Annotated in this window: 16 protein-coding genes; 2 read left to right on the top strand and 14 right to left on the bottom strand. The window is 64.8% G+C overall.

Going from position 1 to position 12,063, the window contains the following annotated elements:
• The first annotated feature begins 62 nt into the window (after nucleotides 1–62).
• Nucleotides 63–284, top strand: coding sequence for a DUF3079 domain-containing protein (locus NCR93_RS23275; RefSeq protein WP_008349074.1), 222 nt, complete (start codon nucleotides 63–65; stop codon nucleotides 282–284).
• Nucleotides 285–293: 9 nt separating this feature from the next.
• Here the strand turns inward: NCR93_RS23275 and NCR93_RS23270 are convergent, their stop codons facing one another.
• Genes NCR93_RS23270 through napE form a run of 13 tightly spaced genes read right to left on the bottom strand, consistent with a single transcriptional unit; the run spans nucleotide 294 to nucleotide 10,951 of the window.
• Nucleotides 294–1,322, bottom strand: a complete 1,029-nt coding sequence (locus tag NCR93_RS23270; protein WP_175982647.1) for a tetratricopeptide repeat protein — start codon at nucleotides 1,320–1,322, stop codon at nucleotides 294–296.
• A complete protein-coding gene (locus tag NCR93_RS23265) occupies nucleotides 1,319–1,711 on the bottom strand; it encodes a cytochrome c-type biogenesis protein (RefSeq protein WP_008349071.1) in 393 nt (130 codons plus the stop codon). Before NCR93_RS23265 ends, NCR93_RS23270 begins: the two co-directional genes overlap by 4 nt.
• Complete coding sequence (locus NCR93_RS23260; RefSeq protein WP_175982646.1) at nucleotides 1,704–2,243, bottom strand: DsbE family thiol:disulfide interchange protein; 540 nt, start codon at nucleotides 2,241–2,243, stop codon at nucleotides 1,704–1,706. Before NCR93_RS23260 ends, NCR93_RS23265 begins: the two co-directional genes overlap by 8 nt.
• Nucleotides 2,240–4,207, bottom strand: coding sequence for a heme lyase CcmF/NrfE family subunit (locus NCR93_RS23255; RefSeq protein ID WP_175982645.1), 1,968 nt, complete (start codon nucleotides 4,205–4,207; stop codon nucleotides 2,240–2,242). Before NCR93_RS23255 ends, NCR93_RS23260 begins: the two co-directional genes overlap by 4 nt.
• On the bottom strand, nucleotides 4,204–4,659 hold the full coding sequence (gene ccmE / locus NCR93_RS23250; RefSeq protein ID WP_175982644.1) for a cytochrome c maturation protein CcmE: 456 nt from the start codon (nucleotides 4,657–4,659) through the stop codon (nucleotides 4,204–4,206). Before ccmE ends, NCR93_RS23255 begins: the two co-directional genes overlap by 4 nt.
• Entirely contained in the window at nucleotides 4,656–5,519 is an 864-nt protein-coding gene (gene ccmC, locus NCR93_RS23245) for a heme ABC transporter permease CcmC (protein WP_239295007.1), read from the bottom strand. The genes ccmE and ccmC overlap by 4 nt, the downstream gene beginning before the upstream one ends.
• Nucleotides 5,520–5,524: 5 nt before the next feature.
• On the bottom strand, nucleotides 5,525–6,193 hold the full coding sequence (gene ccmB / locus NCR93_RS23240; protein ID WP_175982643.1) for a heme exporter protein CcmB: 669 nt from the start codon (nucleotides 6,191–6,193) through the stop codon (nucleotides 5,525–5,527).
• A complete protein-coding gene (gene ccmA, locus NCR93_RS23235; RefSeq protein WP_175982642.1) occupies nucleotides 6,190–6,813 on the bottom strand; it encodes a cytochrome c biogenesis heme-transporting ATPase CcmA in 624 nt (207 codons plus the stop codon). Before ccmA ends, ccmB begins: the two co-directional genes overlap by 4 nt.
• Before the next feature lie 24 nt (nucleotides 6,814–6,837).
• Nucleotides 6,838–7,443: a NapC/NirT family cytochrome c gene (locus NCR93_RS23230; protein WP_008349056.1), complete on the bottom strand. Its 606-nt coding sequence runs from the start codon at nucleotides 7,441–7,443 to the stop codon at nucleotides 6,838–6,840.
• A 20-nt stretch (nucleotides 7,444–7,463) separates the two neighbouring features.
• The gene (locus NCR93_RS23225; protein ID WP_175982641.1) at nucleotides 7,464–7,946 is read right to left on the bottom strand and encodes a nitrate reductase cytochrome c-type subunit; all 483 of its coding nucleotides are present in this window, start codon (nucleotides 7,944–7,946) and stop codon (nucleotides 7,464–7,466) included.
• An 18-nt stretch (nucleotides 7,947–7,964) separates the two neighbouring features.
• Complete coding sequence (gene napA / locus NCR93_RS23220) at nucleotides 7,965–10,448, bottom strand: periplasmic nitrate reductase subunit alpha (protein ID WP_008349051.1); 2,484 nt, start codon at nucleotides 10,446–10,448, stop codon at nucleotides 7,965–7,967.
• A complete protein-coding gene (locus NCR93_RS23215) occupies nucleotides 10,420–10,767 on the bottom strand; it encodes a chaperone NapD (RefSeq protein ID WP_175982640.1) in 348 nt (115 codons plus the stop codon). The genes napA and NCR93_RS23215 overlap by 29 nt, the downstream gene beginning before the upstream one ends.
• Nucleotides 10,768–10,792: 25 nt before the next feature.
• On the bottom strand, nucleotides 10,793–10,951 hold the full coding sequence (gene napE, locus NCR93_RS23210; RefSeq protein WP_008349047.1) for a periplasmic nitrate reductase, NapE protein: 159 nt from the start codon (nucleotides 10,949–10,951) through the stop codon (nucleotides 10,793–10,795).
• 270 nt (nucleotides 10,952–11,221) lie between these two features.
• On the opposite strand from napE, the gene NCR93_RS23205 reads away from it, so the two are divergent.
• The gene (locus tag NCR93_RS23205) at nucleotides 11,222–11,707 is read left to right on the top strand and encodes a hypothetical protein (RefSeq protein WP_239295008.1); all 486 of its coding nucleotides are present in this window, start codon (nucleotides 11,222–11,224) and stop codon (nucleotides 11,705–11,707) included.
• Here NCR93_RS23205 and NCR93_RS23200 read toward each other — a convergent pair.
• A complete protein-coding gene (locus NCR93_RS23200) occupies nucleotides 11,698–12,018 on the bottom strand; it encodes a hypothetical protein (protein ID WP_008349044.1) in 321 nt (106 codons plus the stop codon). The genes NCR93_RS23205 and NCR93_RS23200 overlap by 10 nt on opposite strands.
• Nucleotides 12,019–12,063 lie beyond the last annotated feature (45 nt).

The following is a 12,063-nucleotide window of genomic DNA, read 5'->3' as shown; positions in this document are numbered from 1 at the left end:
GGGGCCGATCTTAGGCTTGATGCCGATTGGCTCGCACGCCGCAATCCACGGAGTACCGCACGATGTCGAAGCGCTTTCCCCTGAACCCAAAGCATCCCGAGCGCAATTGCTGGGGCTGCGATCACTATTGCGCGACGGACGCCATGCGTTGCGGAAACGGTTCGAGCCGGACGCAGCATCCGGCCGAGTTGCTTGGCGAAGACTGGTACGAGCAAGGCGATTGGGGCCTCGAAATCGCCGACAACGCCAAGTCGATTCAACCGTCCGTCGCCAAAGCGCGCTGAATCGCGACTTCAGCGCACGATTTCGCCGATCGTCACTTCAATCACGCCCGCATCTTTCGTCGATACCCGTCCGCTCGATCCGCTCAGATCGCCGGGCGATGGCCGCGCTTTCCCGGACGCCGACACGCGCGCAGCGATGTCGATGCGCTCGAAATCCGAGAGGCGGCGGTTCGGCGTCATCGACATTGAATCGTTGAGATAAACCGTCGCAGGAAGCTGGTTCGCGCTCAGGCGCTGGACCGCGATCGGCATGCGTGAGCCATCGTCGGCGAGCGCGTAGACGAAGACCGTATCCGTTGGACGGACGCGCGACGCGAACTCAGGGCTCAACTGCACGCGGACTTCGATCGACGCCGAACCGGTGCCGTCCGCGATCGCCCGCACTTCGTCGATATTCTTCTGCGCCTGCTGCGCGACCTGCGGCGCGAGATCCGGCACCTGCCTCAAACGCTCCCAGTATCCGATGGCTTGCGTGTATTCGCGCCGGTCGAATGCCGCTGATGCAGCCAGCGCCAGCGCCTTCGGCTGCGTCGCGTCGAGCGCGAGCGCCGAGTGGATGACCTTCAGCGCCGCGTCGTTGAGATCGCCGCCGTTCGCGCTCGCGATGGCATCGGCGTAATCGGCAAGCAATTCGGCATCGCGCGGATTCAGCGCAACCGCCCGCCGATACGCCTGCGCGGCATCGTCGGCGCGCGTCAGCACCATGTACGAACGCGCGAGCATCGTCCAGCCTTGGGCGTCGTCGGGATTGCGCCGCAACCGCGCGGCCAGAAGACTGACGGCCGCTTCCATCGACCGGGGCGTGTCCGCGTGTTCGCTCACCGATGAACCCGCCGCCGCTTGAATCGCGAGCGCCGCCGGATCGCCGACACGCATGTAAAGCGTCAGCGCGGACGCCGGCACGAGCGCGATCAGCAAGCCGGCGAGCGCGGCGTGCGTCGTTCGCTGATTCGCGACGCGCGCGCGCAACAGCGGCGGCACGACGCATGCGAGCGCGGCGAAGAGCATCGCGGCAACGATCAGCCAGAACGGGATCATCGGCTCATGCTCCTTTTTCTTCGGGTCTGATGCGCGCGCCGGATATGCAGCGCCATCGCAACCGCGCCCGCCGCGAGCACGGCGAACGGCCCGAACCACAGCGCCCACGTGACGGGCTTCACGGGCGGCCGATACAGCACGAAGTCGCCGTATCGGCGCACCATGTACGCCTGAATCTGCTCGTCGCTCGCGCCTTGCCCGACTTGCTCGCGAATGCGCGCGCGCAGATCGGCGGCGAGATCGGCGGTCGAATCGGCGAGGCTCTGGTTCTGGCACACGACGCAGCGGAAATGCTCCGCGAGATGGCGCGCGCGTTCGTCATCGGGCGATTGCTGCGCCTGAGCGCACCCGATGCACGCAGCGATCATCCACGCGAGCCGCCTAATCACGCGCGTTCTCCTTTTGCAGCTTGGCGACGAGCGGACCAATCACGCCATCGATCGACGCGTGCGTGAGCGGTCCCGCCTGCCGATAGCGCACGACGCCCGCGCGATCGATCACGAACGTCTCCGGCACGCCGTACACGCCATAGTCGATGCCGGTGCGCCCGTCGCGATCGACGAACGACGTCACGTACGGATTGCCCGCCGTCTCGAGCCATTGCAGCGCGGGCGCGCGTTCGTCGCGGTAGTTCAGGCCGTACACCGGCGCCGCGCCGCTCGCCGCGAAATCCATCAGGACGGCATGCTCATCGCGGCACGCTTCGCACCACGACGCCCACACGTTCAGAATCCACACCTGTCCGCGCAGCGCGTGCGACGACATCGTCCGGTTCGCGGCATCGAGACGCGGCAGATCGAACTCCGGCGCGGGTTTGCCGATGAGCGCGGAAGGCAGGCGACGCGGATCGTGGCGCAAACCGGCCGCGAGCACCGCGACGAGCAGACCGAACACGGCGAGCGGAATCAGAAAGCGCTTCATCGTCCTGTCTCGCCGATGCTTCGCGGCGGTTCCACGGCAATCGCAACGGCGGCGGCTCGCTGCGGCGCGCGCAGCTTTGCGTAACGCCGATCCGCCGCCGCGAGCAGGCCGCCGAGCGCCATCAACACGCAGCCGCCCCAGATCCAGCGCACGAACGGCTTGATCTGGATGCGCACGGTCCACGCGCCGCCGCCCGCCGGCTGATCGAGCGCGACGTACAGATCGCGCAGCACGCCGCGATCGATGGCGGCTTCGGTCGTCGGCGTGTTGGAGACGAGGAATTCGCGTTTCTCCGGATGCAGTGTCGCGATAGCTTTGCCGTCGCGCGTCACCGCGATCGTCGCACGCGTCGCGCGATAGTTCGGTCCGTCGATCGCGCGCACGTCGCCGAGCCGGAAGCGATATCCGCCCGCATCGACGCTCTCGCCGGGCGCGAGCCGCGCGTCGCGTTCGACGGGAAAGCCCTTCACCATCGTCACGCCGACGACGAACACGCCGACGCCCGCGTGTGCGAGCCACATGCCGACGGTCGCGAGCCGCACGCGCTGCCGTCCCTTGATGATGCGCTCGATCACGCTCGTCGCGATCGTCGCGAACGTCCACGCGGCGAGCAGCAAGCCGAGGCTCACGAACGGACGCGACACGCCGGGCACGAACGCGCTCGCCACGCTCACGAGCGCGGCCCAGCGCAGCCGCACGGCAAGCTGCGGCAGACGCGCGGCCTTCCAGCGCGCGAGCGGCCCGACGCCCATCAGAAAGATCGCGGGTGTCATCAGCGGGACGAACACGCTGTCGAAGTACGGCGCGCCGACGGAAATCTTGTCGAGATCGAGCGCGTCGAGGACCATCGGATAGAGCGTGCCGAGCATCACCGATGCAGCGGCGACGAGCATCAGCAGATTGTTCGACAGCAGCAACGCCTCGCGGGATACGGGCTCGAAACCGACCGCCGACACGGCTCGCGGCGCGCGCCACGCGAACAGCGCGAGACCGCCGCCCGAAAACAGCGCGAGCAGCGCGAGGATGAACACGCCGCGCGCCGGATCGGACGCGAAGCCGTGCACCGATGTCACGACGCCCGAGCGCACGAGAAACGTGCCGAGCAACGAGAGCGAGAACGCGCAGATCGCGAGCAGCGCGCTCCACGCGCGGAACGCGCCGCGCTTGGCGGTCGAGGCGAGCGAATGGATCAGCGCGGTGCCGACGAGCCACGGCATGAACGACGCGTTTTCGACCGGATCCCAGAACCACCATCCGCCCCAGCCGAGTTCGTAGTACGCCCACGCGCTGCCGAGCATGATGCCGAGCGTCAGGAACATCCACGCGGCGAGCGTCCACGCGCGCGAGGCGCGCGCCCAGGCGGCGTCGAGCTTGCCATCGAGCAGCGCGGCGATGGCGAACGCGAACGCCACCGAAAAGCCGACATAGCCCATGTACAGCAGCGGCGGATGAATCACCATGCCGGGATCCTGCAACAGCGGATTGAGATCGCGGCCGTTCATCGCGGGCGGCATGATGCGCGTGAACGGATTCGACGTCAGCAGCATGAAAAGCAGAAAGCCCGCGTCGATCCCGCTCATCACGCCGAGCACGCGCGCCGCGAACGGCAACGGCAGGCGCTTGCCGAAGCACACGACCGCGCTCATCCAGAGCGTGAGCAGCAGCGCCCACAGCAGCAGCGAGCCTTCGTGACCGCCCCAGACCGCGGTGAACCGATAAATGGCCGGCAGCGCCGAGTTCGAATTGCCGACGACGTAGATCACGGAAAAATCGTCGTCGAGAAACGACGCCGCGAGACAGCCGGACGCGATCGCGACGAAGCTGAATTGCCCGCACGCGGCGGGCGCGGCGACGCGCATCCATCCTTCGATGGCAAGTCGCGCGCCGAGCATCGGCACGATGCCCGCGACGAGCGCGAGCAGCATCGCGAGGATGAGCGCGAAATGGCCGATCTCGGGGATCATCGGCGCGCTCCCGCGTTCCCGTCCGCCGATGCGCGCGCTTCACGCAGCGCGCGTTCGAGTGGCGGCGGCGTGTACTTTTCGTCGTGCTTGGCCAGGACTTCGTCGGCGTGAAAACGTCCGTCGGCGCCGAGCGTGCCTTGCGCGACGACGCCGCTGCCTTCGCGAAAGAGATCGGGCAGCGCGCCCGTGTAGACGACAGGAATCGACGCGCGCCCGTCCGTGACGACGAAGCTCACCGTGCGGCTGTCGGCGTGCTTCAAGAGCGATCCGCGTTCGACGAGTCCGCCGAGCCGGAAGCGCTGCGTGCGCGTTTCCTCGTGCGACGCGATCTCGCTCGGGCTGACGAAGAACATCACGTTGGCGCGGAACGCGTTGAGGACGAACGCGCACGCGAGCGCGGCGCTCGCGAGGCCGAGCGCGATGAACGCGAAGCGGCGATGGCGCGCTTTCATCGACGCAGCGCGCGGTGGACGAGCCACGCTTCCGCGCCCATCAGCAGAAAAGTGATCGCGAACGCGGCGCAAAGCAGCGGATTTGCGGCGAGCATCGTCGGGACGGATGCGAGCGTGTTCATGCGGCACGCTCCTCGATTCGCGACGGACGCTCGTCGCTCGCGCGCACGCGTTCGGCCGCGCGCAGGATGACGCGCGCGCGCCAACGCCACGGCGATCGCATACGACCAGAATCCCGCCGTCATCAGGACGATGCCCCAAGCCATCGACGTCTCCATCGCGACGCCGCTGCCGAATCCGAGCGACGGTCCTTGATGCAGCGTGTACCACCATTGCACGGAAAAATAGATGATCGGGACATTCACGACGCCGATCAGCGCGAGCACCGAGCACGCGCGATCGGCGCGGCGGGTGCCGTCGATGGCCGCGTGCAGCGCGAGATAGCCGACGTACAGGAAGAACAGGATCAACTCCGACGTGAGCCGCGCGTCCCAGACCCACCATGTGCCCCACGTCGGCTTGCCCCACAACGCGCCCGAAATCAGCGCGATCGCCGTGAACGACGCGCCGGTCGGGGCGAGCGCGCGGGCCATCATCGCGGAAAGGCGCGCGTTCATCGCGAGATGCAGCGCGCTGTACGCGGCCATCACGAGGTAGATGAGCATCGACATCCACGCGGCGGGCACATGCACGAACATGATGCGGTAGATGTCGCGTTGCAGCGCATCGGCGGGCGCGACGCCGAGGCCGATCACGAGTCCCATCGCGATGAACACGACCGACGCGAACGCGAACCACGGCGTCGCGCGCGCGGCGAAGCGTTCGAAGTTGCGGGCGGACGCGTAGCGGAACCAGTTCATAGGCGCTATTCCATCGATATGCGCAGGGCCGCCGCGCTCGCGAACGGACACAGCCATAGCGCGATGCACAACGCCGCCGCGAGCAGCGAGAAATTCGCGTTCGCCCATGCGGCGCTCGCGGCGGGATCGGCCGCGCCGACGCCGAATACGAGCACCGGCACGTAGAGCGGCAGAATCAGCAATGCGAGCACGACGCTGCCGCCGCGCACGCCGAGCATGAGCGCCGCGCCCATCGAACCGATCAGCGAAAGCAGCGGCGTGCCGATCAGGAGCGACGCCATCAGCATGAGGATCGTGCGCGCATCGAGCCCGTATTCGAGCGCGACGACGGGCGCGAGCACGACGAGCGCGAGACCGGTCGTGATCCAGTGCGCGGCGATCTTGCCGAGCACGATGCCCGCGAGCGGCTGCGGCGAAAGCAGCATCTGTTCGAGCGCGCCACTCGCGAAATCGTTGCTGAAGAGCTGGCCAGCCGAAAGCAGCGCCGCGAACAGCGCCGTGACCCACAGCACGCCCGGCGCGATTGCGTGCAGCAGCTTCGGATCGGGACCGACGCCGAGCGGAAACAGACTCGACGCCAGCACGAAGAAGAGCAGCACGGAAAGCGTCACGGTGCGCGAGCGCCAGTTCAAGAGCAGCTCGCGCCGGATCACCCGAAGCGTCAGCGCGATCATGCCGCGCTCCGTTCGAGATGCAGATGACGTGCGCGCGCGGCATCGACGGCAAGCGGGCGATGCGTCGTCGCGACGAGCGCGCCGCCTTCGCGCAGATGATCGTCGATGCATGCGGCGAACCAGAGCGCGCCCGCGTCATCGACGGCTTCGGTGGGTTCGTCGAGCAGCCACAGCGGCTTGGCCGCGAGCACGAGCCGCGCGAGCGCCACGCGCCGCCGCTGACCTTCCGACAGCCGGTTCAGGCGCGCGTGCATCAGCGGCCGCAAACCGGCGCGCTCGAGCACGTCGCGCTCGTTCGCGCGCAAGGCGTTCGCGCCGAGCAACGCCGCGAAGCGCAGGTTTTCCGCGACCGTCAGTTCGCCGTTGAAGCCGTCGGCGTGGCCGAGATACGCGAGGTCGCGTCTGAAGCGCGCCGGATCGTCGCGCACGTTCACGCCGCGCCACGACACCTTCCCCGCGGCGGGCGGCAACAGACCCGCGAGCGCGGCGATCAACGAGCTCTTGCCGCTGCCGTTCGCGCCGTGGATGAGCAACGCCGCGCCGCCATCGACGCACAGATTCACGCCGGCGACGATCGTGCGGCTGCCGCGCATCACGTCGAGTTGCCGGGCGCTGAGCATGAATGTTTCCTCTCTTGGCGTTGTTTACTGCTTCTTTCTGTCGTCGATTTCCTGCGCCTTCGCCATGTTCGGCAGTTCATGCGCGATGCCCTTGTGGCAATCGATGCACGTCTTCTCGCCCGTCTCCAGAAAGCGCTGATGCGCCTGCTGCGCGCGCGGGCTTTGCCGCGTGAAGTCCATGTACTGGAACGAGTGGCAATTGCGGCATTCGAGCGAGTCGTTCGCCTTGAAGCGCGCCCATTCGTGCTCGGCCAGTTCGAGCCGCTTGTCGAGGAACTTTTCGCGCGTGTTCACCGCGCCGAAAATCTTCGCCCACACTTCCTTCGACGCCTGCATCTTTCGGGCGATCTTGTCGGTCCAGTTGTGGGGAACATGGCAGTCCGAGCACTTCGCGTGCACGCCCGTGCGGTTGCTGAAGTGGATCGTGTTCTTCAGTTCGGCGTAGGTGTTGTCGCGCATCTCGTGACAGCCGGTGCAGAAGACTTCGGTGTTGGTCAGCTCCATCGCCGTGTTGAAGGCGCCCCAGAACACCACGCCGGCGACGAAGCCGCCCAGCGTCAGAAAGCCGAGGCTGTAATAGAGGCTCGGCCGGCGAATGGTGATCCAGTAGCGCTTGATCAGTGCCCACATGATGGTCGCTTGTTTATCGTCTATCGCTTCTTGGTTTTGTCCGGCTGCTGCCTGACGTCTTCGACGGCGACGAACGTATTGCCGACGAGCGGTTTCGTATCGGCCTGCGGGACGTGGCATTGCGTGCAGAAGTAGCGTCGCGGCGACAGATGCCCGGACACGGCGCCCTCGCGATCCATGTAATGCGACACCGCCACCGGCACCGCGCCGCTTTCCTCGGCGCGGCTGCGCGCGTGACACCCGAGACAGCGGTTGGCGTTCTTGTCGAGCTGATAGTTGTCGATCTTGTGCGGGATCGTCGGCGGCTGCTGTGCGTAGTTGAGTCCGCGTATCACGTCCTTGTTTTCGGTCGGCGCGATGAGCGGGGCTTTCGGTTCCTCATCGAGCGGCGCCGTGCCGCGCAGCGAATCGTGGAACGGCAGACTGGGCACCGTGGGCTGCGCGATCGCGAGCACGGCCAGCGCAAGAAGCGATGCAATGACGATGGCTGTCAACGTACGCATGGCGTCGGCTCCCGGACCCTAGACCCGCACGATCTTGACCGCGCACTTCTTGTAGTCGGTCTGAAACGAGATCGGATCGGTGGCGTCGAGCGTCACCTTGTTGATGAGCTGGCTTGAATCGAACCACGGCACGAAGACGAGCCCGCGCGGCGGCTTGTCGCGGCCGCGCGTCTCGACGCGCGTACGCATCTCGCCGCGCCGCGATATCACGCGCACCTCGACGCCGCGTCGCAGGCCAAGCGCTTTCGCGTCGTCGGGATGCATGAAGCACACCGCGTTCGGAAACGCGCGATACAGCTCGGGCACGCGGCGCGTCATCGATCCCGAATGCCAGTGCTCCAGCACGCGGCCCGTCGCGAGCCAGAACGGATAGTCCTTGTCCGGCGATTCGGCGGGCGGCTCGTAAGGCAGCGCGTAGATCACCGCGCGGCCGTCCGGATTGCCGTAGAACTGCCAGTCGGCGCCGGCCTTCACATACGGATCGGAGCCTTCCTTGTAACGCCAGCGCGTTTCCTTGCCATCGACGACCGGCCAGCGGATGCCGCGCGCCTGGTGATACATGTCGAACGGCGCGAGATCGTGGCCGTGGCCGCGTCCGAAGCTCGCGTATTCCTCGAACAAACCTTTCTGGATATAGAAGCCGAACGCCGCAGCCTCGTTGTTGCGATATTTCGGATCGACTTGCGAAGCGGGAAACTTGTCGACCTGGCCGTTGCGATACAGGATGTCGTAGAGCGTCTTGCCCTTGTATTCGGGCTTTTTCGCGAGCAGTTCGGCGGGCCAGACTTCCTCGACCTTGAAGCGCTTGGAGAATTCCACGATCTGCCAGAGATCCGAATGCGCGCCGCCTGGCGCCTGTACGAGCTGATGCCAGAACTGCGTGCGCCGTTCCGCGTTGCCGTAGGCGCCTTCCTTCTCGACCCACATCGCGGATGGCAGGATCAGATCGGCGGCGACGGCCGTGACCGTCGGATACACATCCGACACGACGACGAAATTCGAATCCTTGCGATACCCCGGCAGCGCTTCGTTGTTGATATTCGCGGCAGCCTGCATGTTGTTGTTGACCATCACCCAATAAGCGTTGATCTTGCCGTCCTTGAGCATGCGGTTTTGCAGCACGGCATGAAAGCCCGGCTTGTCAGGGATGGTGCCCGCGGGCAGCTTCCAGATATGCTCCGCTTCCTCGCGATGCTTCGGGTTGGTCACGACCATATCGGCGGGCAGCCGATGCGAAAACGTGCCGACTTCGCGCGCCGTGCCGCACGCGGACGGCTGGCCCGTCAGCGAGAACGGGCTGTTGCCCGGCGTCGATATTTTTCCCGTCAGCAGATGCAGGTTGTAGACCATGTTGTTGGCCCAGGTTCCGCGCGTGTGCTGATTGAAGCCCATCGTCCAGAAGGACACGACTTTCGTCTTCGGGTCCGCGTACAACTGCGCGAGCTGGTCGAGCTTGTTCTTCGGCACGCCGGAAATTTTCGTCACGTAGGCAGCGTCGTAGCGCGAGACGAACTGCGCGAATTCGTCGAAGGTGATCGGCTGCGAGCCGTTCGGATCGCCCGCGTTCTTCGCCGCCTTTTGCAGCGGATGGTCGGGCCGCAGCCCGTAACCGATGTCCGCGTTGCCCTTCTTGAAGTTCGTGTGCTTGTCGACGAAATCGCGGTTCACCTTGCCGTTCTTGATGATGTAGTTCGCGATGTAATTCATGATCGCGAGATCGGATTGCGGCGTGAAGACGATGGTTTGATCGGCGAGATCGAACGAACGATGCTCGAACGTCGACAGCGTGACGACGCGCACGTCCTGATTCGAAAGCCGCCGCGCCGTCACGCGCGACCACAGCACCGGATGCATCTCGGCCATATTGGAGCCCCACAGCACGAAGGCGTCGGTGGCTTCGATGTCGTCGTAGCAGCCCATCGGCTCGTCCATGCCGAAGGTCCGCATGAAGCCCGTCACGGCCGATGCCATGCAATGCCGCGCGTTCGGATCGATATTGTTGCTGCGAAATCCCGCCTTCATCAGCTTGACGCCTGCGTAGCCTTCCCAGACGGTCCATTGCCCCGAACCGAACATGCCGACGGCCGTCGGCCCTTTCTCCTTCAGCACGCGCTTGAACTGCTCGGCCATCACGTTGAACGCGACATCCCACGACACGGGCAGGAATTCGCCGTTCTTGTCGTATTTGCCGTCTTTCATCCGCATGAGCGGCGTCGTCAGACGGTCCTGGCCGTACATGATCTTCGAGAGGAAGTAGCCCTTCACGCAGTTGAGTCCGCGGTTGACTTCCGCCTGCGGGTCGGCCTGTGTCGCGACGACCTGATTGCCCTTCACGCCGACGAGCACGCCGCATCCCGTTCCGCAGAAGCGGCAGGGCGCTTTCGACCAGGCGATGTCGTCGCTCTGCGCGACGGCGTGCATGTCGGGCAGCGTGATGCCCGCGGATGCGGCCGCCGTGGTGGCGGCCGTCTGCTTAATGAACGCGCGACGAGTCAGTTTCATCGTCGATGTCCTCGGTGAGCGGATCGGCGGCTTCGTGATGCTGATAGACGAGCGCGGTGCTGATGACATCGGGAATGGATTGCACCGCCTGCAATTGTTCGGCGACGCAAGCGGAGCGATCGCTTTCGAGCGTGAGAACGATCTTGCCGTCGGCGCTCGATCCGTGAACTTGCGCGCCAGGCAAAGCCGCGAGCGCGCGCGTAATTCGTTGCAGCGCTTCTATATGGCCGAATACAACGACGCCGGCTATGTGAAACTCGCAAGACTCGTCGGTCTTGTCGGCGTAACGATCGTTGATATCGACGGGTTTGAGCTCCATTTAATTCAAATAGTCGCGACGCTCGTTAATGATGTGGCGGTCCGCCGATCAGCATCTGATAGAACCAGACCGCGAATCCGTAAGTGGCGATGATCATGACCGTGAGCACGGGAACCATGACGACGGTCAGAAACAGAAAGCTGCGCAACTCTTCGGATTTGCGTATTTCGTCTTTCTCATCCATGGGGCGCGTCAGATCTCGGTTGGCGAAGTGGAGTGGCCAGCGCGAAAGATGGATCCATTGTTGGTTTAAGAAATGCATCTTTTCAAGTTGAAAATCGCACGGCGTCGAGGGCGGGTTTTGCAACTGTCGATAAATTTCCATCGCGCCAAATGTGGCGCAATTCGAATTAATCGCCGTGCATCGTTTCGCGCGCTCGAACGAATCGCAATGACGTTAATGCTCCTTTTCACGCGCGCGATATGGCTTTCATCTTGTTCTGAATGTCGCTTCATGCGCGGCTTTCTAGAATCCGGTCACTTCTTCGATTACGGACATCCACGCATCATGCCGATCAAGCTCGAATTCGCCACGCCCGAAGGCCGCATCTCGCTTTCAATCGACGATGCCCAGTTCATGGCTTACGACGCCGGTGAACTCGCAATGCATTCGACGCGCCATTTCGTCGAGCGCATGGAATCGATGGGGCTCGGCGAACTCGCGCAGACCTATGCGCGTCTTCAGGCACAGACCGAAGTCTCGGTGATGGAACTGCGCGAAGCGCGCGAAGACGCCGAAGCGTGGCTCGGGAAGAAAGAAGAAAGCAGCGTGATCGCGGAACAGATCATGCCGCGGGTCGAAGCGCTGCGTGAAACGATTGCGCGCACGCAGGCCGACTTGCGCGAGAACATCGAGCGGCTGGCGGCGCTCTCCGCAGCGTGCGATTGCGCGCTGCATCAGGTTCCGGGCTATCAGCCGCCCGCGCGCAGTCAGAGATGATCCGCTAAAGATTCGGATCGCGAATCGAATACGCGTTGCGCGCTGGAAGTCTCGCCCCGATACGCCTTCATGCCGAAGCGCTGCAGGATAAAGCTCTCGACGACGAGACGCATATCCGCTTCCAGCGGCCGCGTGCCCCAGCGGCTGTTTCCCGCCACCGACGCCACCGTGAACCACGATTGCGGCGGAAACAATTCGACGCGCAGCATGCCGCGCTCGAAGATCCTGAGCCGCCCCGTATCGATATGAAACTCGGCGCTGACCGCGCCGCCCGGCATGCCGATGCTGGCCGTAATGGCTTTCGCTTTCATCGATCTGGTCTCTCGAAATGCTTCCGCCGCGAGGTCGATCCTCAC

This window comes from Caballeronia sp. ATUFL_F1_KS39, assembly GCF_023630985.1.
GTDB classification, from domain to species: domain Bacteria; phylum Pseudomonadota; class Gammaproteobacteria; order Burkholderiales; family Burkholderiaceae; genus Caballeronia; species Caballeronia zhejiangensis.
The sequence above is the reverse complement of the archived record's forward strand: the minus strand, read 5'-3'. Positions and strand labels throughout refer to the sequence as shown.

Bases quoted from the DNA above. Each gene is read 5' to 3' on its own strand.
- NCR93_RS23275 (WP_008349074.1), top strand. From the start codon at position 63: ATGTCGAAGCGCTTTCCCCTGAACCCAAAGCATCCCGAGCGCAATTGC.
- NCR93_RS23270 (WP_175982647.1), bottom strand. From the start codon at position 1,322: ATGATCCCGTTCTGGCTGATCGTTGCCGCGATGCTCTTCGCCGCGCTC.
- NCR93_RS23260 (WP_175982646.1), bottom strand. From the start codon at position 2,243: ATGAAGCGCTTTCTGATTCCGCTCGCCGTGTTCGGTCTGCTCGTCGCG.
- NCR93_RS23255 (WP_175982645.1), bottom strand. From the start codon at position 4,207: ATGATCCCCGAGATCGGCCATTTCGCGCTCATCCTCGCGATGCTGCTC.
- ccmE (WP_175982644.1), bottom strand. From the start codon at position 4,659: ATGAAAGCGCGCCATCGCCGCTTCGCGTTCATCGCGCTCGGCCTCGCG.
- ccmC (WP_239295007.1), bottom strand. From the start codon at position 5,519: ATGAACTGGTTCCGCTACGCGTCCGCCCGCAACTTCGAACGCTTCGCC.
- ccmB (WP_175982643.1), bottom strand. From the start codon at position 6,193: ATGATCGCGCTGACGCTTCGGGTGATCCGGCGCGAGCTGCTCTTGAAC.
- ccmA (WP_175982642.1), bottom strand. From the start codon at position 6,813: ATGCTCAGCGCCCGGCAACTCGACGTGATGCGCGGCAGCCGCACGATC.
- NCR93_RS23230 (WP_008349056.1), bottom strand. From the start codon at position 7,443: ATGTGGGCACTGATCAAGCGCTACTGGATCACCATTCGCCGGCCGAGC.
- NCR93_RS23225 (WP_175982641.1), bottom strand. From the start codon at position 7,946: ATGCGTACGTTGACAGCCATCGTCATTGCATCGCTTCTTGCGCTGGCC.
- napA (WP_008349051.1), bottom strand. From the start codon at position 10,448: ATGAAACTGACTCGTCGCGCGTTCATTAAGCAGACGGCCGCCACCACG.
- NCR93_RS23215 (WP_175982640.1), bottom strand. From the start codon at position 10,767: ATGGAGCTCAAACCCGTCGATATCAACGATCGTTACGCCGACAAGACC.
- napE (WP_008349047.1), bottom strand. From the start codon at position 10,951: ATGGATGAGAAAGACGAAATACGCAAATCCGAAGAGTTGCGCAGCTTT.
- NCR93_RS23205 (WP_239295008.1), top strand. From the start codon at position 11,222: ATGCGCGGCTTTCTAGAATCCGGTCACTTCTTCGATTACGGACATCCA.
- NCR93_RS23200 (WP_008349044.1), bottom strand. From the start codon at position 12,018: ATGAAAGCGAAAGCCATTACGGCCAGCATCGGCATGCCGGGCGGCGCG.